The sequence below is a fragment of the Leclercia sp. UBA1284 genome, from assembly GCF_002308415.1.
In the GTDB taxonomy this organism is placed as follows: Bacteria; Pseudomonadota; Gammaproteobacteria; order Enterobacterales; family Enterobacteriaceae; genus Enterobacter; species Enterobacter pneumoniae.
In genome coordinates this window covers 84,412-107,192 of the sequence record NZ_DBUS01000006.1, presented here as the reverse complement: position 1 = coordinate 107,192, position 22,781 = coordinate 84,412, and the positions used below count along the sequence as shown (strand labels likewise).

The following is a 22,781-nucleotide window of genomic DNA, read 5'->3' as shown; positions in this document are numbered from 1 at the left end:
TTATGCGCATACTTCACACCTCAGACTGGCACCTGGGTCAGAATTTTTACAGTAAGAGCCGCGCCAATGAACATGAAGCCTTCCTCAACTGGCTGCTGGAGGTAGCGCAAGCGCAGCAGGTAGATGCCATCGTCGTCGCCGGAGACATCTTCGATACCGGATCGCCCCCCAGCTATGCGCGTGAGCTTTATAACCGTTTTGTGGTGAACCTGCAGCAGACCGGCTGCCATCTGGTGATTGTCGCAGGCAATCATGATTCCGTGGCGACCCTGAACGAATCCCGCGATCTGCTGGCGTTTCTGAATACGACCGTCATCCCCAGCACCGGACACCCACCGCAGGTGTTAAAAAAACGCGACGGCACCCCGGGTGCCATACTCTGCCCGGTACCGTTTTTACGCCCTCGCGATGTGGTGCAGAGCCAGGCGGGGATGTCCGGTGCAGAGAAGCAGCAGCATCTCCTGCAGGCCATTACCGATTATTACGCCAGACAATATGCCGACGCCTGTGCCCTGCGGAGCGATAGCGCCCTGCCGGTGATCGCCACGGGCCATCTGACGACCGTGGGCGCCAGTAAAAGCGACGCGGTGCGCGATATCTATATCGGCACGCTGGACGCGTTCCCGGCGCAGAACTTCCCGGCGGCGGACTATATCGCGCTGGGCCATATTCATCGGGCGCAGGTCATCGGCGGCTGTGAGCATATCCGCTACTGCGGCTCCCCTATCGCCCTTAGCTTTGACGAGACGGGGAAAAACAAAAGCGTGCATCTGGTCAGCTTCCACGACGGCAAGCTGAGCGCCGTCGAGACGCTGGAGGTGCCAGTAACCCAGCAACTGGCCGTCCTGAAAGGCGACCTGGCGTCAATTACCCAGCAGCTTGAACAGTGGCGCGGCGTCGCGCAAACCCCGCCGGTGTGGCTCGATATTGAGATCACTACCGACGAATACCTGCACAATATGCAGCGTAAAATTCAGGCGCTCACCGAGGATCTGCCAGTAGAAGTGTTACTGGTGCGCCGCAGCCGGGAACAGCGCCAGAAAAGTCTGCTCGCCGCCCAGCGCGAAACATTGAGTGAACTGAAGGTGGAAGAGGTCTTCGAACGGCGACTGGCCCAGGAAGAGCTGGATGAGACACGGCGCGCGCGGCTGAATGAGCTGTTTAACGATGCGCTGAATTCCCTGAATGACGAGGAGTCGCACCCATGAAAATTTTGAGTCTGCGCCTGAAGAACCTCAATTCATTAAAGGGTGAGTGGAAAATCGACTTCACTGCCGAGCCCTTTCTCAGCAACGGTCTGTTTGCCATTACCGGGCCGACCGGTGCGGGGAAAACCACCCTGCTGGACGCCATCTGCCTCGCGCTGTACCACGAAACACCGCGCCTGAACACGCTCTCACAGTCACAAAACGATCTCATGACCCGGGACACCGCCGAGTGTCTTGCTGAAGTGGAATTTGAGGTCAAAGAGGTGGCCTATCGCGCCTTCTGGAGCCAGAACCGCGCCCGCAACCAGCCTGACGGCAATCTGCAGGCGCCGCGCGTTGAGCTGGCCCGCTGTGAAGATGGCAAAATCCTCGCCGACAAAGTGAAAGATAAACTGGAACTGACCGCCTCCCTGACCGGGCTGGATTACGACCGGTTTACCCGCTCAATGTTGCTCTCGCAGGGTCAGTTTGCCGCCTTTCTCAATGCAAAATCGAAAGAGCGTGCGGAGCTGTTAGAGGAGCTGACGGGAACGGAGATCTACGGCCAGATTTCGGCGAAGGTATTTGAAAAACACAAAGCCGCTCGCCAACAGCTTGAAATGCGCGAAGCGCAAGCCGCCGGGGTGGTGCTGTTAAGCGAAGAACAACAGCAGCAGTTAGTTCAAGGTTTGCAGGCACTTACTGACGAAGAAACCTCACTGCTGGCCGAACAGCAGCGCCAGCAGCGCTGGCATCAGTGGTGGGTGCGCAGTGATGAGCTGGCCCGCGCCCAGCAACAGGCGCAGGCTGCACATCAGCAAGCGCTTCACGCGCAAACGGATGCCCAGCCGCAACTGGCGAGGCTGCAGCTAGCCCTTCCCGCACAGGCGCTGCGCCCGCTATGGACGCGCGAGCAAGAGCAGAGTGCCTCTCTCACCCGTACCCGCCAGCAAATTTCAGAAGTGAATGCTCGCTTACGTGACCGGATGGCACAGCGGGGGCGCGTCCGTAACGGTGCAGCCCGCAGCATGGCGCAGCTTGAGGCGCAACAAAAGCAGATGACCCACTGGATGGAAGCGCATCGTCAGTTTGGCCTCTGGAGTTCGCACATTGCCGGTTGGCGGGCCCTTTTCAGCCAGCAGCAACGCGATAAACAGCAGTATGATGGCCTCAACAAACGGCTTGCGGAGTTTAAGCAAAAACGCGCTGCGTTGCCGCAGCCTGCTCTGGCGCTGTCGCCAGAGGAGACCGCCGCCGCCATTGAGCGACAGGTGCAACTGCGCCCGGTGCGCCAGCGCCTCGCCACCCTGCAGGCTCGCTACCAGCCGCTGCAAAAACAACTGGCTGAAAATCGCGACGGTCAGCAGAAAGGAGAAGCAGAGAAAACCCGTCTGGAAGAGACCCTGACGGCGCGCCGCCTGCAGTATAAAGAGAAGCATCAACACTACCTGGATGTCAAAACGCTCTGCGCGCAGGAAGAACAGATTAAAGCGCTGGAAAGTTATCGCGCCACGCTGGAGGCCGGCAAAGCCTGCCCGCTCTGCGGCTCGACCCACCATCCTGCGGTATCACAATACCAGGCGCTGGAGTTAACGGAAAATCAGCGACGTCGTGATGAACTTGAGCGTGCGGTTAAGCAGCTTGAGGAAGAGGGTCTGCTGCTGCGCGGGCAACTGAACGCACGTGTTGAGCAGTTGCAACGCGAGGCGAAGCTGATCCAGACGCTCTCAGAAGATGAGCAAGCACTTACTAAAGCGTGGCAGGAGAGTTGCGCCCAGCTAGCCATCACCCACTCGATTCAGGACGACATTACACACTGGTTGAACGAGCAGGAGCAGTACGAGCAGCAGCTTTACCAGCTAAGCCAGCTTCACGCTCTACAGGTACAGTTAAACGACCTGGAACAGCAGCGACAGCAGAGCAAACAACAACTCGACGCCCAGCAACAGTCGCTGCAGAGCGCGCTAGAGGCGCTGGCACTCACCGCCCCCGCCGAGGGCGAAGCTGCGGCCTGGCTCGCCGAGCGTGAAGCCGAGGTGAATAGCTGGCAAGCGCAACAGACACAGCTTGCGGCCATCCAGGAGCGTATCCAGGCCCTGAAACCCCTGCTTGATACCCTACCGCCTTCAGAGCAGGAAGAAGAAGAGCCGGTGCCTGAAAACTGGCAGGCGATCCACACCGAGTGCATCTCGCTGCAGAGCCAACTGAATACGCTGCAGGCGCAAGAGAAAGTGGACGCCGACAGGCTGGCGGAATTACAAGAGCAGTTTGCGGTAGCCCTGGCCGCCAGCTGTTTTACCGATCAGCAGGCCTTCCTGGCCGCCGTGCTGGACGATGAGAGCGTGAGCAAGCTGGAGCAGTTGAAACAGACGCTGGAGCAGCAGATCCAGCAATCACGCGCCCTGGCTCACCAGGCAGAGCAGCAGTGTAAAGCGCATGCGGCACAACGCCCTGCAGATCTTCCTGATGAGGTCGCGATGCAGACCCTGCAGGAGCAGTTACACCACCTGGCGCTGAAACTGCGTGAAAACACTACCCGTCAGGGCGAAATACGCCAGCAGCTAAAACAGGACGCCGACAATCGCCAGCACCAGCAGGTGCTGATGCAGCAAATTGAAGAGGCCGCACGTCTGGCGGAGGACTGGGGATATTTGAATGCGCTGATTGGCTCAAAAGAGGGCGACCGCTTCCGTAAATTTGCGCAGGGGCTGACCCTGGATAACCTGGTCTGGCTGGCAAACCAGCAGCTAATCCGCCTGCACGGCCGCTATCTCCTGCAACGGAAAGTCAGCGACGCGCTGGAGCTGGAGGTGGTCGATACCTGGCAGGCCGATGCCGTACGCGATACCCGCACCCTTTCAGGCGGTGAGAGTTTCCTGGTGAGCCTGGCGCTGGCGCTGGCGCTTTCCGACCTGGTGAGTCATAAAACGCGTATCGACTCGCTGTTCCTCGATGAAGGTTTTGGCACCCTGGATAGCGAGACGCTGGACACAGCCCTGGATGCGCTGGATGCCCTGAACGCCAGCGGCAAGACCATCGGGGTGATCAGTCACGTCGAGGCGATGAAGGAGCGCATTCCGGTGCAGATTAAGGTTAAGAAGATCAACGGGCTGGGCTTCAGCAAGCTAGACCGCGCGTTTGCGGTCGAATAAGACTGCGCCCTCTTGCGCTGCAAGAGGGCGACATCGTCACTGCGGCCAGAGCCAGGCGGCGCCGCGCACCCCGCTGGAGTCCCCGTGCACCGCTTTGCGAATCGGGGTCTCGCATTCGCCGCCGAACACCCACTGCTTCACCAGCTGAGGCACGGTGGCATAAAGACGATCCACATTGCTCATGCCGCCCCCCAGCACGATCACATCCGGATCCAGAATATTGATCACGTGCGCCAGAGATTTCGCCAGTCGCGTTTCGTAGCGGCTGAGGGCCAGTTCAGCAAGGGGATCCTGCGCATCAACCAGACGGATGATCTCATTCCCCTTCAGCGGCTTGCCGCTCAGTCGGTGGTAATCGGTGGCAAAGCCCGTGCCGGAGATAAAGGTTTCAATACACCCCTGCTTGCCACAATAGCAGGGCACTTCTGCGCGGTATTTCAGCTCATCTTCGTCCATCCACGGCAAAGGGTTGTGCCCCCACTCGCCCGCCGTGCCGTTGCCGCCGATATGAGAGCGACCGCCAAAGGCCACGCCCGCGCCGCAACCGGTGCCGATTATGACCGCAAAAACGGTCTGTGCCCCCGCCGCCGCCCCATCGATAGCCTCGGATACCGCCAGGCAGTTGGCATCGTTTGCCAGCCGCACTTCACGATTCAGGCGCTGGCTCAGATCTTTGTCAAACGGCTGGCCATTGAGCCAGGTTGAGTTAGCGTTTTTCACCACGCCGGTATAGGGCGAAATCGAACCCGGGATCCCCATACCCACGCTACCACTCTGGCCTGTGGCCTGCTCCGCCATCTCCACCAGCGTGGCAATGGTTTCTATGGTTTGCTGATAATCATCACGAGGGGTGGGCAGACGGTGGCGAAACAGCTGCTCCCCCTGCTCACTCAGCGCAATCACTTCGGTTTTCGTGCCGCCTAAATCGATACCAATTCGCACAGGACGTTCCTCATTTTTTTGATTATCAACAGAGTAGAAGTCGGCATCCCGATTAGCAATGCAAGCGATGCGACAATTCGTTATCATGCCCGCTGCATTTAACGACAAGGCCGTGGAAATTATCATGCTGTGGTTCAAAAATTTGATGGTTTACCGTCTCAGCCGCGATGTCCCGCTGCGCGCTGACGAGATGGAAAAACAGTTAGCCCTTTATACGTTTAGCCCTTGCGGCAGCCAGGATATGGCCAAAACCGGTTGGGTTCCACCGATGGGCTCTCAGAGCGATGCGCTGACCCACACCACCAATGGTCAAATCATCATTTGCGCCCGCAAAGAAGAGAAAATTCTGCCCGCGCCGGTCGTGAAACAGGCGCTGGAAGCGAAGATCTTCAAGCTGGAGGCAGAACAGGGCCGCAAGCTGAAAAAAACCGAGAAAGACTCGCTGAAAGATGAAGTACTGCACTCGCTGCTGCCGCGCGCCTTTAGCCGCTTCAGCCAGACGATGATGTGGATCGACACCGTTAACGGCCTGATTATTGTCGACTGTGCCAGCGCTAAAAAAGCGGAAGATACCCTGGCGCTGCTGCGTAAGAGCCTGGGCTCCCTTCCGGTCGTGCCGCTGACCATGGAAAACCCCATTGAGCTGACGCTCACCGAATGGGTTCGCGGCGGTACCGTACCGCAGGGCTTCCAGCTGCTGGATGAAGCAGAACTGAAGGCGATCCTGGAAGATGGCGGTGTGATCCGCGCGAAAAAACAGGATCTGGTGAGCGATGAAATTGCCGTACACATTGAAGCGGGCAAACTGGTAACCAAGCTGGCGCTCGACTGGCAGCAACGGATCCAGTTCATGATCTGCGACGATGGCTCCGTAAAACGGCTGAAGTTCTCTGACGAACTGCGCGATCAGAACGACGACATCGACCGTGACGATCCGGCGCAGCGTTTTGATGCCGACTTTATTCTGATGACGGGCGAGTTAGCCGCACTGATTCAAAGCCTGGTAGAGGGTCTCGGCGGAGAAGCACAGCGCTAATCGGCCATGCTGTTCACCCTCTCCCAACCGGGAGAGGGTAAAAAAAATTACAGATAACGGCAGAGATAAGAGGCCGGCTCAGCCACCTGCAGGTGGAACTCGCTATGGCCCGGAACGTTAAAGATCTGACCCGCAGTAAACAATTTCCACTCCGTCTCACCCGGTAACAATACCTTCAGAGAGCCACTGACGACGGTCATCTCTTCAGGCTGAGCGGTACCAAAAGTATATTCCCCTTCAGCCATCACGCCGACACTGGCATTGCCAGTGATGCTGCTGGTAAAACCGATGGACTTCACTTTACCGGAAAAGTACTCATTACTTTGAAGCATGAACTGGCCCTTTTTGTTGTTGGATGTCAATCCAATATAGGGGGCACACTCACTGCCTGTCACGCAAAATCATTACCCCAGCAGCTCCGAGGCAAGCCGCGCCACCAGTACGTTTGATAACAAAACGGGCACATCGAGCGCTTTTTGTAATAGATCGCGATGACGCTGATGAAAACCGAGGCAATCCAGCATCAATACATCAGCTCCCTGCGCCAGCAGATCGCGCCCGGCCTCGATCAATTTGGCCTCGCTATCCCAGATAGGGTTCGCCAGCGAGTAGAGCGGCGGACGTTCTAACGCCTGCCATTTTCGGGACTGGTTTTGCATCAATTCGGGGATCGGCACGATCACCCCCACCTGATGACCATCCACAATCGAGGCCACCAGCGGCGGGATGATCCGCATCGGCTCAAGCAGGATCGCATTACGGGCCACCAGCCCGGATACCGGGGCGGTACTCATCAGCAGGATGACGTCATAACCCTGATTATCAAGCACTTCAATAACGGCCTGCAGATCGCGTTCGATCTTTTGCCGGGATACCGTCGCCATTTTACCGTCGCTTAACAGTGTCGGCAGGGAATCATCTCCCGACGCAACGCCGTAGGTCTCCATGACCGCCTCACGGCTTAGACTACCCAGCAAGCTATGATGGGTGATCTGCTGTTCCGAAATATGCTCGGTCAAGAGCGGTAACACTTCGCTTACTGGGACTACCCCAATCGTGAGGATCGCCAAGGTGGCCTTCATCTTTCTCGCCTTTCTCCACTACCACTACGTAAAACAGGCACAGGCTCACAACGCTGCGCGGCTCGCTGTTCTGATATGAACAGCACAATAGCGTAGCAGCGTATGTGCCTGCCGGAATGTAAAGATCCGGACGCCTGGCAGAAGGTATCTGTAATAACTAGATATTAACCTCTGCTTAACTTATTCAATGAGTGATAAATGTGATTTAGGCGTGGTATTTCCCGCTTTCAGATTTTTTTTAAGTCTTATCGGGATCTTCGTAGCGGACCTTGGCGTCGAGCGCTTCCTGCTCCGTTTCATGCTCGCTAATGAGCGAATCGGGTTTTGGATGGTCGGCACGCAGCTGATACCAGGTGACGGTCTGGCCCGTAGCGCCTTTCTCAACGGCAACGACACGGGCTTCACGCGGATAGGGAGGTCTTGTTGGCATAGTTCATCCTTTTTATCTTTATCTGGGGTGAACTATCAGTATAGACATCAGTTAGCTAACACAAGCCAGACGCAGCGCAGTAGCAATATTTTGTACCACTTCTGACGGGGAGAGCGAGGCATCAACCACATGGTGAGCCGCTTCGCGATAGAGGGCGTCGCGTTCTGCCAGTACTTCGCTCACCTCTTCGCTGATCGGTTTGCCGGTAAGCGTAGGGCGTTGACCCTCTTCTGGAAATGCCACAAGGCGCTCAACCAGCACCGGCACGGGCGCAGAGAGATAAATAACAGTGCCTTTCTCGCGCATAAACTGCCGGTTATAAGGAGCCAGAATAATACCGCCGCCGGTGGCAATGACGCCTGAGACCGCCGTCACCGCTTCCAGGGCTGCGGTCTCGCGAGCGCGAAAGCTTTCCCACCCTTCCTGCTCAACAATTTCAGCAATACTTTTTTGCGCGTGGGTTTGCAGCCAGCGATCGGTATCGATGCACTCACAGCCGCACAGACGCGCCAGCTCATGCCCCACCGTTGTTTTGCCGCAGCCGCGGGGGCCGATCAAGAATATAGGCTGGGTCATAACCTGGTGTTCCCCTTAAGGCCGCAAAGATGCGGAGCGTAACGTCGAAAAGTGGCCAATGATACCATTTAACTAGTACAGAAGTCAGTGTAAATTTATTTTTACAAATGTAGATTTATCCCCTGATAGTTAGGGATAGCGACTGTAAAGAAATGATTGCATACCTGATGCCGCACACCATACCTGATTGCGGCAGGGGCTGACAACCCCAGTGGCATAACGGGAGCACAATCCGACGACAATGCTGGGCTCATCCCTGACGACGTTTCACCTCGAGAAGCCATTTATCCAGCTCAGCAGCAAAGAGCTGTCGGTCGCGCTGAGATAAACTATCCGGCCCCCCGGTTTGTACGCCGCTGGCGCGCAGGGTGTCCATAAAATCACGCATCGTCAGTTTTTCACGGATGGTGGCCGGAGAGTAACGCTCACCTCTTGGATTTAGCGCGGCGGCGCCCTTTTCCAGCACTTCAGCCGCCAGCGGAATATCGGCGGTGATAACCAGATCCTCCGCGCTGCACAGACGCACTATTTCGTTATCCGCTACGTCAAAGCCGGCCGGTACGCGCATGGCGCGAATAAACCGTGACGGTGGGACTCGCAGGTTCTGGTTAGCCACCAGCGTCAGGGGCATTTGCACGCGCTCGGCGGCGCGAAACAGAATCTCTTTAATCACATTTGGACACGCATCGGCATCCACCCAAATCGCCATATTCTCTCCTTTCGATAACTGCCCCATTGTCGCCTGCTTTTCTTCTCAGGCAAAGCAGCGGATGAGGCGGAAGCTTTAGCGCTGCGTAACAATCCGCGCTAAGCTAGCCTTCCATACACATAACAAGGCATAAAAGAGGGAGACGTGATGGAGAAGAAAATCGGTTTTATCGGCTGCGGTAACATGGGTAAAGCCATCCTGGGCGGCCTGATTGCCAGCGGCCAGGTGCAGCCTGGCCAGATTTGGGTCTATACCCCGTCGCCAGATAAAGTCGCTGCCCTGCACGATCAGTATGGTATCAATGCGGCGCAGAGCGCCCAGGAAGTGGCCCAGGTAGCGGATATCCTCTTCGGTGCCGTAAAGCCTAATATCATGGTCAAAGTGCTGAGCGACGTCACCTCAAGCCTGAACAAGGATACCGTTGTCGTATCGATTGCTGCAGGCGTCACTCTGGATCAGCTGGCTCGTGCCATGGGCCACGATCGCAAAATCGTGCGCGCGATGCCAAACACCCCTTCGCTGGTCAACGCAGGCATGACCTCCATCACCCCTAATGCGCTGGTCACCACGGAAGATGTGGCCGACGTGGTGAATATCTTCCGCTGCTTCGGCGAAGCGGAAGTGATTGCGGAAGCGATGATCCATCCGGTAGTGGGCGTGAGCGGCTCGGCGCCTGCATATGTCTTTATGTTCATCGAAGCGATGGCGGATGCCGCCGTGCTGGGTGGAATGCCAAGGGCGCAGGCATATAAATTTGCAGCTCAGGCGGTGATGGGCTCGGCCAAAATGGTGCTGGAAACCGGTAAGCATCCGGGTGAACTGAAAGATATGGTCTGCTCGCCAGGCGGGACGACCATTGAAGCTGTACGGGTGCTGGAAGAGCGAGGGTTCCGCTCGGCGGTTATTGAAGCCATGAATAAGTGTATGGAAAAATCAGAACAGCTGAGTAAGTCCTGATCGCATGCCGGGCGTCAGGCCGCCACTTCGGTGCGGTTTCGTCCGGCGTTCTTCGCTTTGTACAAGGCAACATCTGCCGCCTTTAGCCACTCACGATAGTGCCCCATCGGCGGCGTGAGCGGTGCCACCCCAACGCTAATACAGAGCTTCACCAGCGGTGCGCCCGGCAGGCTTAGCTGCGCCAGCCGCTCATGGACTCGCGACATCGCGGCGATAGCGCTGTCCGCCGCGGTGTTACTCATGATCACCGCAAATTCGTCCCCGCCAAACCGGCCGATGATATCGCTTCCGCGCAGCGTGAGTTGTAGCTGGTGCGTAATGGCAATAATGGCTTCATCGCCAATATCATGCCCCCAGGTGTCGTTGATGGTTTTGAAATGGTCGATATCGATAAGGAGCATGGTGGCGTCACGGTGATGACGGCGGCAGCTATCAAACTCATTGCGCAGCAGGTCTTCCCAGTGCCGCCGGTTAAAGACGCCCGTCATGCCGTCGCGGGTACTCATTAATTCCAGCCGTCGCTTGTGTTCCGCCAGCCGGATTGCGGTCTGGTAACTGACCCAGGCAAAGAGCACCGGGTAGAAAATGAACACCGGCAGCGTGAGCCACCCCTGCAGCGCTGAGCTCACAAAGAGGGGGGGAATGCTGGCCATCTGCAGTGTCGCCAGGGCGGCAAGGGTCGTCAGCAGCGTGCCAGCAGTAAACAGCCGTAGCCCGCCAGCCCCCATCATGTTCATGCTGGTCATCATCAATAGCGCAGCGGTAGGAAACGCATTAACGCCCATCAGGCCAATCCAGATCCCGGCAATAATGGCATCAGCTTTCAGGTTATAGAATTCATTGCTGCGGGGATCGGCAGAGCGTGACGCCAACTGCCAGGCGAGATGTGGCCAGACGAACGCCCAGCCAACCAGCAGCAGCCACCAGCCGCCGGCCACAGGTTGCGTCACCAGAACGCCAGCAATGGGGAAAAACATCGTCGCAAGGCCAGCCATCCGCGGCAGGCGAACCCGCCGGGCGAAGCGTATGCCGGAACGATGATGGTCATCCGAGGGAAAAGGATAATCCCACTCTTCGCGCGTCAGCCCTTTCTGGTAAAAGTTTTCGTCATTCATTATCTTTTGGGAACATTCTGAAACAATTTCCCAAATTATAGAGAGGGGGTCCGACGGGGGAGTATGAGATTTTGGGTGAGCCGGGAAGCCCGCTCACCCATTAGCACTAGACAGCTTTCTTCAGACAGGCACTCATAAACTTATTACGGTCATCGCCTTTAAGAGACTGCTCTGTCGCCTTAACGTTACATTCACGCATCTTTTGCTGCTGTGGCGTCAGGCTCTTTTCGCCCGGTTTCGAGGCTCCATTTTTGAGGCAGTCGCTCATGTAAGTTTTTCGCGCATCGCCTTTCAACGCATCAGCCGTCGCCTGCTGGTTGCAGGTGGTCATACGTTGCTGTTGCGGCGTGAGGGTCTTCTCTTGCGCACCCACCGTGGCGATGAAAAACAGGCCGAAGATCAAAGTAACAAGTAATGTGATTTTCATAGCACTATCCTTCTGTGAATGATCACATTAAGTCTGGTCGTTTGCGGTAAAAAAACCACCCGGCAGAGAAGATTCCCGCCGGGCCTTCGTTTTACTTCATACCCAGAGCCGCTTTCATGGTGTAGAAGAGATCGGTCTGATCTGTCAGCCCCACCACGTTTGCGGCATGTGGACCATAGGCAGCAATGCGCAGCTGGCTACCGGTATGTTCCATCGACTCCTCTTCGGAGTTGCCATAGCTAATGGCCATCACAGCGCCATCTTTGGTGTTCAGCGCCTGGGTCAGACCCGGAGCTTTGGTATCCGGCGCCACAATCTGGCTGGAGTGAGCGTGGTCAGCCGTCACGATCACCAGCGTATTGCCATCTTTCTTCGCGAAGGCCATCGCTTTCTGCACGGCTTCATCCAGATCGACGGTTTCGCCAATCTGGCCGCAAGGGTTAGCGGCGTGATCCTGCTTGTCGATGGATGCACCTTCAACCTGCAGGAAGAACCCTTTTTCGCTCTTATCCAGAAGCGCGATCGCTTTTTCGGTCATCGCTGCCAGTGTCGGTACGCTTTCATTGCGTTTCGGGTTAGGCGCACAGGTGACGGCAGGCTTATCGAGATTACCGTGATAGCTGGCTTTTGGCCCTTCCCAGCGCACAGGCATATTGCCCTCGGAGAAGAGGCCCAGCAGCGGTTTATCCTGGCTGGCTTCGGTAATGGCCGCCAGTGAGGCCGCATCGTTAACCAGCTGATAGCCGCGCGCCTGGGCCTGCTCGCGCAGAGTTTTGCCCTGCCATTCACCGCTGGTGGCGGTCTCCATAAAGGTTTTGGCGCCACCGCCAAGCGTGACGTCGGCACGGGCGTTTAACAGCTGCTCCGTAATAGAGCCTTTACCGCCTTTTTCCAGCGCATTGGTGGCGCATTTTTCGCTGGTGACGCTCGGGCCGTAGCATTTACGTGACGTCACATGCGCCACCAGCGCCGCCGGGGTCGCGTCCTGCAATTCCGCCGTCGAGACGTTACCTGTCATCAGGCCTGCCGCTTTTGCCATTTCGAGAATAGTTTGGTGATCTTTTTCGTGAATATCCACGCCCAGCGCGCCGTTATAGGTTTTTACGCCGGTTGACCAGGCCGTGGCAGACGCGGCGGAATCCGTGACGTAATCCGGCTTACCGGTTTTTTTATCCAGCGCATAGTGGGTGTACTGGCCGGTAAGCGGCAGCGAATCAATCCCTTTAAAATATCCGCCCGCGCCTTCAGCATAATTTCGTGCAGCAGTAATTTCTGAATCACCCATTCCATCGCCAATCAGCAGGATAATATTCTTTGCTGGCTTATCATTTAAGGAGGCGCGCAATGCGGCGGTCTGGTCTTCCGACAAGCGACGCGCACCGCCGGGCTGGGTGATATCACCCTGAGCTGCACGATTTTCAAGAACGGGGAATGATGTTACCGTTTCTGCATAAATTGTAGGAGTCAACATCAGGGGAAGTAATGCAATAGCAAGAGCGCTCTGTTTCACTTATTTTCTCCATGTAAAAATACATAAAAAATAAAACAGAGCGACTATAGGCAACCGACGTGACAGATCGATGACAGCGTTTTAGATACGCAAACCAATCAGCTCCGCGGGTGCCGCAACAGCTTCTTTACGTATTGTTGTAGCATTTCGCTATCCTGCTCCGGCACCAGTGAATCTGGCCGTACCGCATCCAGCGCCCCTTCAACGCTTCGGATCAACGCCTGCTGATCGGACTGAGCCATCTGGCGTAATAACGCGGTGACGACAATTTCCAGCGCTTCAACCTGGGCTACCAGTTCTTTTGACTCTTCTTCCTTTTGGGCGAGCTTCACTAACAACTCAGCAATGAGATTTTTCATCGTGCTATTTCCTTATCAGATTTGCTCTGAACTTAGCACTAAGGATGGGGGTTGCAAAGAGGGAAAAGTATTATCTTCAGACAAATAAAATCCATTATTTTAAATAAATGCGATCCAGGTTCAGCGAAACGTTTTTATATTAGCGCCAGAGCTTGAATTGCTTTGCGTCATTAAAAAAACAGAAAGCCATTTTAGTTATTACCGTCAGGTTTAAGTATAAGAATATATAATACAGCACCGTTATCTTCTGTTACCGACGCTTCTATTAGCCTCCTGCTGACGGCGACGGCGTAATACCACCGCCAGGTACAGAATATTCAGCAACACCACTACCGCCGTGGCGGCAAAGACCCAACGAAATCCTGCCATAGCCGAAACCGACGCCCCAATCAGCGGCCCGGCAACGTTACCGAGATACATGAACGACTGGTTATAGCCGAAGATGCGTCCGGTCACCTGGTCGCTGGAGTATTTAACCAGCAGGGTCTGTACGGCTGGCAACATCGCGCCGTCGGCAAAGCCCAGTAAAAAGCGCAACACACCAAGCTGGAATGGGGTGGTGACAAACGACATTGCGAAGAAGAGCACCACGGCCACCACCAGCGTCGCCATTAAAATGCGTGCGGTGCCGATACGGTCTCCCAGCTTGCCCAGTCGCGGTGCAGCGATAAGGGCAGAAACACCCGGTACGGCGGCAATCATGCCGCTCAGAAAAGCGATATTGTTGCTGTCTGGCTCCATCGATTTGATAAACAGCGCCAGAATAGGCCCCACCGAGCCGTTACAGAGCTGGATCACCATCGTGGTGACGAAGAGAGCGATCATCAGCCCCGGATAAGGCAGTGAGGCAAAGACCGCTTTCCCGCTCAGGCGCTGCGCTTTACTAACGGTGGGACGCGCCCCCTCTTTAATAAGAAACAGCGTGACCAGAAAACTGACCATCAGCAGGATAGCGGTAATAATAAAGACCGCCCGCAGCCCTACGTGATCGGCCAGGAAACCGCCCATCAGTGGCCCGCCAATTACGCCGCTAATTTGCGCCGTTGAGAGCGTACTCAACGCCCAGCCGCTGCGTTCGCGTGGTACCTGCGACGCCACCAGCGCCATGGCGTTAGGAATATAACCGGAGGTCAGCCCCATCAGCGCTCGTAGCAGAAAAAGCTGCCAGACGTTGGAGGCGAAGGCCTGCAACAGAATAGCAATGGCCATTCCCAGGGAGGCACGCAGCAGCATAAGCTTCCGCCCTTTGCGATCGGCAAGGCTTCCCCACATAGGCGAGACGATGGCAGAGACCAGAAACGTCACGCTGAAGGTAAGCCCGGACCACATCGAAAGCGCCTCGTGGGAGGAGACCCCCAGCTGAGACACATACAGCGGCAGAAAAGGTAAGATCTGACTGATGGCAAGCCCGGTGAAGAAACAACCGAACCAGACCGATATAAGGTTAACCTTCCAGGATTCTATAGCGCGACACATTCATTTTTTTGAGCGAATTCGCTCATAGATTAGCAAGTTACGCCTCATCACAAAGCGCAGCTGATGCTGTCGGGATGAAGTTTAGTGTTTTATCTTCCCAGTCATCAAAAATGTGAAACAAATCACACTCTATCCTCTTTTAGCGGGGGGTTTATGCTTACGGGCAGTAACCATATCCCCGCATACCCAGATGAAAATGGTTAGCATGCGCCCTGTTGTACTCTGGCCCAAGCCCATTGCCAAAATAGCCGCAGCTGGCGCTAAGCATCGCCTTTAACCAGGGCTGCGTTCGGGCGTTTTTCCAGCCTTGCAGCACCGTAATTTTCTGCCCGTCTGCCAGCTGAAAGCCGCTAATATCGAGCGCCTGGGCGCTGGCATGCTCGCTGCGTCGCGCATCCTGTCGATGATAGATATTTCGGCAAGCAAAGCTGCCAAAATGGTCAACGCGAGTCAGGCGGCTCCCCATCATGCGCTGTGTCAGCGGTTGCGCCTGCTGGTGAATATAGAGCGCCGCACTGAGCGCAAGGGGACAACTGGCCAGGAAACTGCTGCTCAGCCCTACGCGGCCAAAGTCACGCACCCGCACCACATCCACCAGGGGACACTCCCCCCCACTGTCGGCAACCGTCTGGGTACGGATCAGCTTTGAATCGTTCGCCTGGCTGAGCAAGGTTTCGCAGTGCTCGGGCGTGAGTCGCCGCAGTTTAAACTGGGTGATTTTTCCGGGGGGATCGTCAAGCGAGAGAGGCGCAAAAGGGTTGTAGTAAGACGGCAACCAGCGATATCCCACCGCTGCCGCGCCGATAATAACAAGACAGATAATTAGACCTTTTCCTCGCACTTTCCCCCCTCCGTTGCTTGCTAAAACATTATGGCAGAAGGCGGCGAATCCCGCCGGGCATCGTGGTAAGGTATGGGTTTTGAGTCAGACTGGATGAGTGAGAGTAATGGCAAAGCTGCGTGTGGGTATTGTATTTGGGGGAAAATCAGCAGAACACGAAGTGTCGCTGCAATCGGCCAAAAACATCGTCAATGCGATTGATAAGAGCCGGTTCGACGTTGTGCTGTTGGGTATCGATAAGCAGGGACAGTGGCATGTTAATGACGCCAATAGTTACCTGCTTAATGCTGACGATCCGGCACACATCGCCCTGAATCCTTCTGACATGAGCGTCGCGGTTGTGCCGGGCGTGGCACAGAATCAACTGATTAACGCCAGCAACGCACAGGCCCTTCTGCAACTCGACGTCATCTTCCCGATCTTGCACGGTACGCTGGGCGAAGATGGGTCGCTGCAGGGCATGCTGCGCATGGCAAACCTGCCGTTTGTCGGCTCCGACGTACTGGGTTCCGCCGCCTGCATGGATAAAGATGTCACCAAACGTCTGTTGCGCGACGCCGGTCTGAACGTAGCGCCTTTCGTTACCCTCACCCGCGCCAATCGCGACAAACACAGCTTTAGCGCTCTACAGGCAGAGCTTGGCCTGCCGCTCTTTGTGAAGCCGGCAAATCAGGGGTCGTCCGTTGGCGTGAGTAAAGTCAGCAGCGAGGCGCAATTCAACGAGGCCGTACGTCTGGCATTTACCTTTGACCATAAAGTGGTGGTTGAACAGGGTATCAAAGGACGTGAAATCGAGTGTGCGGTGCTGGGCAATGACTTCCCCCAGGCCAGTACCTGTGGCGAAGTGGTACTGAACAGCGATTTCTACTCGTATGACACCAAATACATTGATGACAAAGGCGCACAGGTCGTCGTGCCGGCAGCCCTGGACTCGGCGGTAAACGACCGCATCCGGGCCATCGCGATTGAGGCTTATCAGGCGCTGGGCTGTCGCGGGATGGCCCGCGTAGATGTCTTTTTAACCACTGAAAATGACGTCATCATCAATGAAATTAACACCTTGCCTGGCTTTACCAATATCAGCATGTACCCGAAATTGTGGCAGGCGAGCGGCATCAGCTATCCAGAGCTGATTACCCGCCTGATTGAGCTGGCGCTGGAGCAGCATGCCGCCGATAGCGCGCTTAATATTACGGTAAACGGTTAATCGACATTATTCGCCGTCGGCTCTTCCGGGCGACGGCGAATAATCAATCCTGCCAGCCAGAAGCTAATGACCCATGTCACCAGACCTACCGCATAGGTTTGCCAACCCTTCGCTTCAAATCCCAGTAACCCCACAACCCCATTAAGAATAAAGATCAGCCCAATGGCAAAGGCGTAGTAATGCCAGTCACGGCGAATTTTGGCAGGCAGTTTCATGGTCGCTCCTGAATAAAAAAAACATCCTCGCATAGTTTCCGCGTCAGGTCTGTGTCCAATACGGAAATTCTTAAATGTTAATGAATTTAACTTAAGGTTGCGAAATTGTGAGTTGGTGCAGAAATCGGCGATCCAGGAGAAATCCATGCTGCAAATTACCACGATTCCGATATTGACAAATGCGATGACCTGTCAAACTTCGCTTATATCACTGGTGTATGGCCAGAACGAACTATACGGAGGTCTTTATGGCAGACTTTACTATGTCGAAGCCGATCTTTAATGGTAAACACCCGAAAACCTCCACGTCAGGTAATATCGCCTATGCCCTGTTTGTACTGTTCTGCTTCTGGGCGGGTTCGCAGTTTTTGAACATGTTGGTGCATGCACCTGGCGTCTATGAACATTTGATGCAGGTAGAGGACAGCGGCCGCCCGCGCGTTGAAATCGGACTGGGCGTGGGAACCATCTTTGGACTGATTCCCTTCCTGGTGGGCTGCGTCATCCTGGGTGTTGTCGCGCTAGTTAACCGCTGGCGTCGCTACCACTAATTCATTGCCATACAGCGAGCCCGACGCTCGTCGACACGCTTCGCAAACCAGGCTGTGGTCAGGTTGCGCGTGATCTTCGGGCTCTCAAGCTGAATGCCTGGCAACATCTCTCGCGGCAACGTCTTTCCACTCTTCTGCTCCGCTAACGCATAAACTTGCTGATAAAGTTTCGTTTTCTCGAAGCTCTGGCTATCGCTCTTCTCCAGCTGGTGTCGAATCTCGCTCTCGCTCATATCCAGCTTCCCGGCCAGCTTGCGAACCGCCATCTCGGTTTTGCCCGCCGTGCGGCTACCATACGCAATTAAATCGCCATCCAGCGCCAGCTTCACACCGCTGGCGCGGCTGACGGCATTCTGAAATGCCGCGTTACGGCTCGCGTACCAGCCTGCATTGAAGTCAGCAAAGCGGTACAGCGGCGCGCTGTAGCTGGCAGGGTAATTGAGCAGATGATAAGTCCCAAACCACAAGCCTCCGCGCAGGGAAAAGACCTCCTGACGCACGGTACCGTCATACTTCCATGGGTAACCGTCGGTGTGTTTCTCGGCAAAGGCGATACTAACCTGCATCGGCCCGCCGGTATGCACCGGGTTAAGCGAGCCGAAGAGCTTTTGCCCCATCGGTACCATGCTGATCATATCGTCGAAGATTTCACTCAATTGCTTCTCGGTTTTCACCGTGTCCAGCCGCTCGCTATAACTCTTGCCATCAGGAGAGGTGATTTTGAGGGCGGTATGGACCAGAAACGCCGGTATATGCATCGATTCTGCCCGTCGGTCGATCTCCTTCCAGGCGATCTTGTTCAGCCCGGGCACCTTAGGGTCGGATTGATACATTGACTCCTGCTGCGCTACCGCCAGTACCGAACAGATATTCTCTTCGGTCGGGGCTATCTTCTGGCTATCGAAGGTCTTTGCCAGCGCGCTGGCCCACTGGTCGCGATCTTTCACGCTGGCGGGCATTTTCTGCCGCACCACGCTCGCGACATCGACGGGTTTCTCGCCCTTTTTAAGCGGGGCTGCACCTTGCTCAGCACAGCCTGCCAGCACCAGGGCAGCAAGGAGTGATAACGGTAAGGCGCGTGATACGGCAAAAGGCATAACGACTCCCTGTATTAGCTTAACGTGTTGGTCACTTCCTGCAGTGGCTGGTTATCCAGCTCGCGTTCAAAGCTGCGTAAACGTTTATAGATAGACATCAACTCTACCAGCGTAGTCCAGGAGCTGATGAGATACTGGAACGAGCCCCTAACCTGGCCGAAGACGTTGGTGATCTGAGTCATTAGACCGAGGGTAATGGTACCGGCAACGATCGACGGGAACAGCAGGAATAAGCCGAATACGTTATCGACCTGCAGATAGAGAATGCGCGCAATGTTGAAGTACATGTAGTGGAAATAGAGACGGAAATAGTTTTGACGTACCGCGCTGAACAGCTGACGCACAGTAGGCGGCGAGGCCCGGTTAGCGTCATCTTCACCGTAAACCAGCTCTTTACGGTAGGCGGCTTCAACGCGCTGGTTTTTGAACTCCAGCCCTGGCAGTTTGATCCCCACCACCGCCAGTAAACCGGTGCCCATCAGCGACCAGATAATCGCGGCGATAACCAGACCGTACGGGACATGGCCGATAATGGGCAGATCCGGCACGTGAGCCGACAGGGTAACCAGCACCGGCAGGAAAGCGATCAGCGTCATGATGGCGTTGAGAAAGCTCACCCCCATATCCTCCAGCGTAGAGGCGAAACGCATCGTGTCTTCTTGCACACGCTGGGCGGCACCTTCGATATGACGTAACTGCTGCCAATGGGCCATATAGTGCTCGTTCATGGCGGTACGCCAGCGGAACACATAGTGGCTGACAAAGAAGTTATTCATCACGCCAATGATCACGGCGATCAGCGCGATGCCGAGGAAGACCCCCACTTCATGATAAAACTGGTCGATGGAGACCTTGTGCGGGGAACTGAGAGCCTTCTGGATCAGATCATAAAAGGGGGCATACCAGGCGTTGACCGCGACCCCGACTTCCACTAAAAACCAGGTGACAAAAATAATTAATGCCGTTCCCAGCACGGACCAGTACTGCCAGCGATGGGGTGAAAAGGTAAACCAAAAAAGGGCAAACAGCCCAACGCAGAGGGCGTAATAGGCGTAGAACAACAGATAGCTACGCGCCCAGAAACGTGCGGCACTAAGGGGTACGTCGCCGGAGGCACCAATAAGGCGCTCAAGCCAGGCGCCGCCCCCGGCCTGCCAGAAAATAACGGCGATAAGGCCCCATATAAATGCCGAGAGGAAAAAGGGCCCCGGCTTTGGGAAAAATGACTTAAACATAAAACTTCCTTCTTGTAATTATGGCTGTTGCTGTGTTCAACACATCACCACACGACATTGCATCCACCAGCCGGTCTCCGGCCGGTGCAAAAAAATCAGACCTGACGGGTAATTATTAGTTCGCTTTCCAGTGGGCGAGAATTGTTTCGGTGAGTTTCACACCCGGCGGATTGCCGGGAGCAATCAGATCGCGCCAGACATCGTTATAGTGGTTTATCAGCGTTTCTGCCCGGGCGGCAGGACGGTGGGCGGTGGTGTGCGCATCACCGGCGACAGTAATATAGTATCCCCGGCTAACGCCATTTTTAAGGGTGGTATCCACGCAGTAGTCGGTAGCACAGCCGCAAAGCACAAAATGATGAATATCCAGCTCGCTTAATAACGCGGCGAGCGAGGTGCGGTAAAACGCATCGCACGCCGTTTTGGTCACGTAGTGCGCCCCTTCCGGCTGGTGCAGTTCAGGTAACAACGCAAACCCCTCGCTCCCCTCTTCCAGCCCACCGGCTTCGGTATGCTGGATAAAAATGACCGTATCGGCGGCCTGGGTTAACTGATTGATACGTGAAACACATTGTTCGCGCTGAATACGAGGGGTCGCAAAAACACCTTGCTGCATATCGACAACCATCACCACACGCTTTTCTGACATCACCTTCTCCGGGTCGCTGAGCTACATAGGGGTCTATCATAAGCCCGATGTCACAAAATGGGAGATGGCACGTAATGAAATTGTTTTTATTTACTCGCGGTTACGTTTTTCCCGCTATCGTTAGGCTATTCAGCCCATTGCACCGGGCACGTTAGTAGTATAAATACGCTTAATTATCTTCATTTCTCTTATGGATGCTTTTCGTTGAAATCTTGTCTGCTATCTATTGCCGCGCTGTGTGCGGTGAGCCTTTCGACGGTTCAGGCTGCCCAACCGCTGACCACCCCGGCACTTGCCTCTGATATTGCCGACCGTTACGCAAACCTGATCTATTACGGCAGCGGCGCAACCGGTATGGCACTGGTTGTTATTGATGGTAATCAGCGCGTGTTTCGGAGCTTTGGCGAAACGCGTCCAGGCAATAATATTCATCCGCAGCTGGACTCCGTGGTTCGTATTGCGTCCTTAACCAAATTAATGACCAGCGAGATGCTGGTGAAATTACTCGATCAGGGGGTCGTGAAGCTTAACGACCCGCTGAGCAAATATGCGCCACCGGGTGCACGGGTGCCAACCTATCAGGGCACCCCTATCACCCTGGTTAATCTGGCGACGCACACCAGCGCCCTGCCGCGTGAACAACCGGGCGGTGCGGCGCATCGGCCGGTCTTCGTCTGGCCAACCCGCGAACAGCGCTGGAACTATCTGAGCACCGCGAACCTGAAAACCACGCCGGGCTCCCAGGCAGCCTACTCTAACCTGGCATTCGATTTACTGGCCGATGCTCTGGCTACCGCCTCGGGTAAACCTTATACCCAGCTGTTTGAAGAGCAGATTACGCGCCCGTTGGGCATGAAAGACACCACCTTTACCCCCTCACCGGATCAGTGCAAACGCCTGATGGTGGCAGAGAAAGGGGCCAGCCCATGTAACAACACGCTGGCAGCCATTGGCAGCGGCGGTGTCTATTCCACACCCGGCGATATGATGCGCTGGATGCAGCAGTTCCTCTCTTCCGATTTCTATTCGCGCAGCACTCAGGCTGACCGGATGCAGACGCTGATATATCAGCGCAGCCAGTTCCAGCGCGTCATTGGCATGGATGTACCGGGCAAAGCGGACGCGCTGGGTCTGGGCTGGGTGTATATGGCGCCAAAGAACGGGCATCCGGGAATTATTCAGAAAACAGGCGGCGGTGGCGGTTTTATTACCTATATGGCGATGATCCCACAATCGAACGTTGGCGCCTTTGTGGTGGTCACTCGCTCCCCCAATACCCGTTTCGTCAACATGAGCGATGGTATTAATAAACTGGTCACGGAACTCAGTGACAACAAAGCTCAGGTTGTTCCTGCTTCCTGATCGCGTTAATACTCTGCGGGTAAACGGTTGATACTGACCAGTTTACCCCGAACCATATTGATGTAATTCCCCTGACGCAACGCGGCCAGCACCTCGGCTACCACAGAGCGCGAAATCCGCGTGCGTCGCTGGATGTAATTCATTACCCCCACGCGCATACGCAGCGTCTCATCCCACTGGGCCATATCCAGCAGTGTCGAGCGGATCTGGCTATAGGAGTTGTTCCCTACTAGCTGTTTATCGCGTATTTCCATGACCCGATGATGCCAGGAGAGCCAGCAAAAGGCCTCCCGCCACAGGCCGGCTTGTTGTATGAGGGTGCGGGCCGTGGCCGCAGGAAGGTAAAAACCCGTGCAGGGTGAATGGGTGATAAGTTTGTATTCGGTACTACAGCCCATCATTCCGGCATTAATGCCAAAGATATAGGGTGCGGTCACTATTTCCATCAACAAGTCATCTTGCTGCCGATGAATTGCCAGCGTGCCGGTTTGCAGCAATAACGCAAACTGCTCCTCTTCGAAGACTTCCCCAAATACAGAGTGTTGTCCTGCCAGTTTGAACGTTTTGCTATGGTCAAAAAGGCACTTTTCAAGCCGGGAGAATTCAGGAACCGGCTTTGCGTAACGGTTCATGCAGACCTCAAATCATCCTTGAAAATACAATGGG

At 55.4% G+C, this 22,781-nt stretch carries 24 protein-coding genes; 7 read left to right on the top strand and 17 right to left on the bottom strand.

Translation table 11 applies throughout. From position 1 onward, the window contains the following. Window positions 1–2: 2 nt before the first annotated feature. Both sbcD and sbcC read left to right on the top strand, forming a co-directional pair. Window positions 3–1,208: an exonuclease subunit SbcD gene (sbcD, locus tag B3511_RS03765; RefSeq protein WP_286777566.1), complete on the top strand. Its 1,206-nt coding sequence runs from the start codon at window positions 3–5 to the stop codon at window positions 1,206–1,208. After that, on the top strand, window positions 1,205–4,339 hold the full coding sequence (gene sbcC / locus B3511_RS03760) for an exonuclease subunit SbcC (RefSeq protein WP_286777565.1): 3,135 nt from the start codon (window positions 1,205–1,207) through the stop codon (window positions 4,337–4,339). Before sbcD ends, sbcC begins: the two co-directional genes overlap by 4 nt. 36 nt (window positions 4,340–4,375) lie before the next feature. On the opposite strand, the gene mak is transcribed toward sbcC, so the two are convergent. Beyond that, a complete protein-coding gene (gene mak, locus B3511_RS03755) occupies window positions 4,376–5,281 on the bottom strand; it encodes a fructokinase (RefSeq protein ID WP_040076958.1) in 906 nt (301 codons plus the stop codon). A 124-nt stretch (window positions 5,282–5,405) separates the two neighbouring features. Between mak and rdgC the strand changes: the two genes are divergently transcribed. Further along, a complete protein-coding gene (rdgC, locus tag B3511_RS03750; protein WP_040078583.1) occupies window positions 5,406–6,317 on the top strand; it encodes a recombination-associated protein RdgC in 912 nt (303 codons plus the stop codon). Between the two features lie 47 nt (window positions 6,318–6,364). Here rdgC and ppnP read toward each other — a convergent pair whose 3' ends face one another. From ppnP to B3511_RS03725, 5 genes are all read right to left on the bottom strand, one after another. After that, the gene (ppnP, locus tag B3511_RS03745; protein WP_040076960.1) at window positions 6,365–6,649 is read right to left on the bottom strand and encodes a pyrimidine/purine nucleoside phosphorylase; all 285 of its coding nucleotides are present in this window, start codon (window positions 6,647–6,649) and stop codon (window positions 6,365–6,367) included. 72 nt (window positions 6,650–6,721) lie between these two features. Further along, the gene (locus B3511_RS03740; protein ID WP_263617180.1) at window positions 6,722–7,399 is read right to left on the bottom strand and encodes an AroM family protein; all 678 of its coding nucleotides are present in this window, start codon (window positions 7,397–7,399) and stop codon (window positions 6,722–6,724) included. Between the two features lie 238 nt (window positions 7,400–7,637). Then, entirely contained in the window at window positions 7,638–7,829 is a 192-nt protein-coding gene (gene yaiA, locus B3511_RS03735) for a protein YaiA (protein WP_040076963.1), read from the bottom strand. Window positions 7,830–7,880: 51 nt separating this feature from the next. Then, the gene (gene aroL, locus B3511_RS03730; RefSeq protein ID WP_207293087.1) at window positions 7,881–8,405 is read right to left on the bottom strand and encodes a shikimate kinase AroL; all 525 of its coding nucleotides are present in this window, start codon (window positions 8,403–8,405) and stop codon (window positions 7,881–7,883) included. A 250-nt stretch (window positions 8,406–8,655) separates the two neighbouring features. Then, on the bottom strand, window positions 8,656–9,114 hold the full coding sequence (locus tag B3511_RS03725) for a YaiI/YqxD family protein (protein WP_040076966.1): 459 nt from the start codon (window positions 9,112–9,114) through the stop codon (window positions 8,656–8,658). Between the two features lie 147 nt (window positions 9,115–9,261). Here B3511_RS03725 and proC point away from each other — a divergent pair, with 147 nt between their 5' ends. Next, on the top strand, window positions 9,262–10,071 hold the full coding sequence (gene proC, locus B3511_RS03720) for a pyrroline-5-carboxylate reductase (RefSeq protein WP_046884483.1): 810 nt from the start codon (window positions 9,262–9,264) through the stop codon (window positions 10,069–10,071). Window positions 10,072–10,085: 14 nt separating this feature from the next. Here proC and adrA read toward each other — a convergent pair whose 3' ends face one another. The 6 genes from adrA to B3511_RS03690 all read right to left on the bottom strand — a co-directional run bounded on the left by adrA (window position 10,086) and on the right by B3511_RS03690 (window position 15,799). Next, entirely contained in the window at window positions 10,086–11,186 is a 1,101-nt protein-coding gene (gene adrA / locus B3511_RS03715) for a diguanylate cyclase AdrA (protein ID WP_286777564.1), read from the bottom strand. Between the two features lie 106 nt (window positions 11,187–11,292). Beyond that, window positions 11,293–11,613: a phosphate starvation-inducible protein PsiF gene (gene psiF, locus B3511_RS03710; protein ID WP_046884485.1), complete on the bottom strand. Its 321-nt coding sequence runs from the start codon at window positions 11,611–11,613 to the stop codon at window positions 11,293–11,295. 91 nt (window positions 11,614–11,704) lie between these two features. Next, a complete protein-coding gene (gene phoA, locus B3511_RS03705; protein ID WP_286777563.1) occupies window positions 11,705–13,123 on the bottom strand; it encodes an alkaline phosphatase in 1,419 nt (472 codons plus the stop codon). Window positions 13,124–13,221: 98 nt separating this feature from the next. Then, entirely contained in the window at window positions 13,222–13,482 is a 261-nt protein-coding gene (gene iraP / locus B3511_RS03700; protein ID WP_040076973.1) for an anti-adapter protein IraP, read from the bottom strand. 240 nt (window positions 13,483–13,722) lie between these two features. After that, complete coding sequence (locus B3511_RS03695) at window positions 13,723–14,946, bottom strand: multidrug efflux MFS transporter (protein ID WP_207293085.1); 1,224 nt, start codon at window positions 14,944–14,946, stop codon at window positions 13,723–13,725. 169 nt (window positions 14,947–15,115) lie between these two features. Beyond that, window positions 15,116–15,799: an extensin family protein gene (locus B3511_RS03690; protein ID WP_046884488.1), complete on the bottom strand. Its 684-nt coding sequence runs from the start codon at window positions 15,797–15,799 to the stop codon at window positions 15,116–15,118. Between the two features lie 106 nt (window positions 15,800–15,905). Here B3511_RS03690 and ddlA point away from each other — a divergent pair, with 106 nt between their 5' ends. Continuing rightward, on the top strand, window positions 15,906–17,006 hold the full coding sequence (gene ddlA, locus B3511_RS03685) for a D-alanine--D-alanine ligase (protein WP_286777562.1): 1,101 nt from the start codon (window positions 15,906–15,908) through the stop codon (window positions 17,004–17,006). Here the strand turns inward: ddlA and B3511_RS03680 are convergent. After that, window positions 17,003–17,221, bottom strand: coding sequence for a DUF2754 domain-containing protein (locus tag B3511_RS03680; protein ID WP_040076978.1), 219 nt, complete (start codon window positions 17,219–17,221; stop codon window positions 17,003–17,005). The genes ddlA and B3511_RS03680 overlap by 4 nt on opposite strands. 248 nt (window positions 17,222–17,469) lie before the next feature. Here B3511_RS03680 and B3511_RS03675 point away from each other — a divergent pair, with 248 nt between their 5' ends. Further along, window positions 17,470–17,772: a YaiY family protein gene (locus B3511_RS03675; protein WP_040076979.1), complete on the top strand. Its 303-nt coding sequence runs from the start codon at window positions 17,470–17,472 to the stop codon at window positions 17,770–17,772. Here the strand turns inward: B3511_RS03675 and B3511_RS03670 are convergent. From B3511_RS03670 to B3511_RS03660, 3 genes are all read right to left on the bottom strand, one after another. Next, on the bottom strand, window positions 17,769–18,869 hold the full coding sequence (locus B3511_RS03670) for a DUF1615 domain-containing protein (protein ID WP_286777561.1): 1,101 nt from the start codon (window positions 18,867–18,869) through the stop codon (window positions 17,769–17,771). The genes B3511_RS03675 and B3511_RS03670 overlap by 4 nt on opposite strands. Window positions 18,870–18,883: 14 nt before the next feature. Further along, on the bottom strand, window positions 18,884–20,104 hold the full coding sequence (gene sbmA, locus B3511_RS03665; RefSeq protein WP_040076981.1) for a peptide antibiotic transporter SbmA: 1,221 nt from the start codon (window positions 20,102–20,104) through the stop codon (window positions 18,884–18,886). A 115-nt stretch (window positions 20,105–20,219) separates the two neighbouring features. Then, entirely contained in the window at window positions 20,220–20,753 is a 534-nt protein-coding gene (locus B3511_RS03660; protein WP_286777560.1) for an isochorismatase family protein, read from the bottom strand. A 204-nt stretch (window positions 20,754–20,957) separates the two neighbouring features. Between B3511_RS03660 and ampH the strand changes: the two genes are divergently transcribed. Beyond that, a complete protein-coding gene (gene ampH / locus B3511_RS03655) occupies window positions 20,958–22,115 on the top strand; it encodes a D-alanyl-D-alanine-carboxypeptidase/endopeptidase AmpH (protein ID WP_040076983.1) in 1,158 nt (385 codons plus the stop codon). A 5-nt stretch (window positions 22,116–22,120) separates the two neighbouring features. Here the strand turns inward: ampH and B3511_RS03650 are convergent, their stop codons facing one another. After that, window positions 22,121–22,747, bottom strand: coding sequence for a helix-turn-helix domain-containing protein (locus tag B3511_RS03650; RefSeq protein ID WP_040076984.1), 627 nt, complete (start codon window positions 22,745–22,747; stop codon window positions 22,121–22,123). Window positions 22,748–22,781 lie beyond the last annotated feature (34 nt).

What these genes read in the sequence shown, in the direction of transcription:
- sbcD (WP_286777566.1), top strand. Translation starts at nt 3, where the DNA reads ATGCGCATACTTCACACCTCAGACTGGCACCTGGGTCAGAATTTTTAC.
- sbcC (WP_286777565.1), top strand. Translation starts at nt 1,205, where the DNA reads ATGAAAATTTTGAGTCTGCGCCTGAAGAACCTCAATTCATTAAAGGGT.
- rdgC (WP_040078583.1), top strand. Translation starts at nt 5,406, where the DNA reads ATGCTGTGGTTCAAAAATTTGATGGTTTACCGTCTCAGCCGCGATGTC.
- ppnP (WP_040076960.1), bottom strand. Translation starts at nt 6,649, where the DNA reads ATGCTTCAAAGTAATGAGTACTTTTCCGGTAAAGTGAAGTCCATCGGT.
- B3511_RS03740 (WP_263617180.1), bottom strand. Translation starts at nt 7,399, where the DNA reads ATGAAGGCCACCTTGGCGATCCTCACGATTGGGGTAGTCCCAGTAAGC.
- yaiA (WP_040076963.1), bottom strand. Translation starts at nt 7,829, where the DNA reads ATGCCAACAAGACCTCCCTATCCGCGTGAAGCCCGTGTCGTTGCCGTT.
- aroL (WP_207293087.1), bottom strand. Translation starts at nt 8,405, where the DNA reads ATGACCCAGCCTATATTCTTGATCGGCCCCCGCGGCTGCGGCAAAACA.
- B3511_RS03725 (WP_040076966.1), bottom strand. Translation starts at nt 9,114, where the DNA reads ATGGCGATTTGGGTGGATGCCGATGCGTGTCCAAATGTGATTAAAGAG.
- proC (WP_046884483.1), top strand. Translation starts at nt 9,262, where the DNA reads ATGGAGAAGAAAATCGGTTTTATCGGCTGCGGTAACATGGGTAAAGCC.
- adrA (WP_286777564.1), bottom strand. Translation starts at nt 11,186, where the DNA reads ATGAATGACGAAAACTTTTACCAGAAAGGGCTGACGCGCGAAGAGTGG.
- psiF (WP_046884485.1), bottom strand. Translation starts at nt 11,613, where the DNA reads ATGAAAATCACATTACTTGTTACTTTGATCTTCGGCCTGTTTTTCATC.
- iraP (WP_040076973.1), bottom strand. Translation starts at nt 13,482, where the DNA reads ATGAAAAATCTCATTGCTGAGTTGTTAGTGAAGCTCGCCCAAAAGGAA.
- ddlA (WP_286777562.1), top strand. Translation starts at nt 15,906, where the DNA reads ATGGCAAAGCTGCGTGTGGGTATTGTATTTGGGGGAAAATCAGCAGAA.
- B3511_RS03680 (WP_040076978.1), bottom strand. Translation starts at nt 17,221, where the DNA reads ATGAAACTGCCTGCCAAAATTCGCCGTGACTGGCATTACTACGCCTTT.
- B3511_RS03675 (WP_040076979.1), top strand. Translation starts at nt 17,470, where the DNA reads ATGGCAGACTTTACTATGTCGAAGCCGATCTTTAATGGTAAACACCCG.
- B3511_RS03670 (WP_286777561.1), bottom strand. Translation starts at nt 18,869, where the DNA reads ATGCCTTTTGCCGTATCACGCGCCTTACCGTTATCACTCCTTGCTGCC.
- sbmA (WP_040076981.1), bottom strand. Translation starts at nt 20,104, where the DNA reads ATGTTTAAGTCATTTTTCCCAAAGCCGGGGCCCTTTTTCCTCTCGGCA.
- B3511_RS03660 (WP_286777560.1), bottom strand. Translation starts at nt 20,753, where the DNA reads ATGTCAGAAAAGCGTGTGGTGATGGTTGTCGATATGCAGCAAGGTGTT.
- B3511_RS03650 (WP_040076984.1), bottom strand. Translation starts at nt 22,747, where the DNA reads ATGAACCGTTACGCAAAGCCGGTTCCTGAATTCTCCCGGCTTGAAAAG.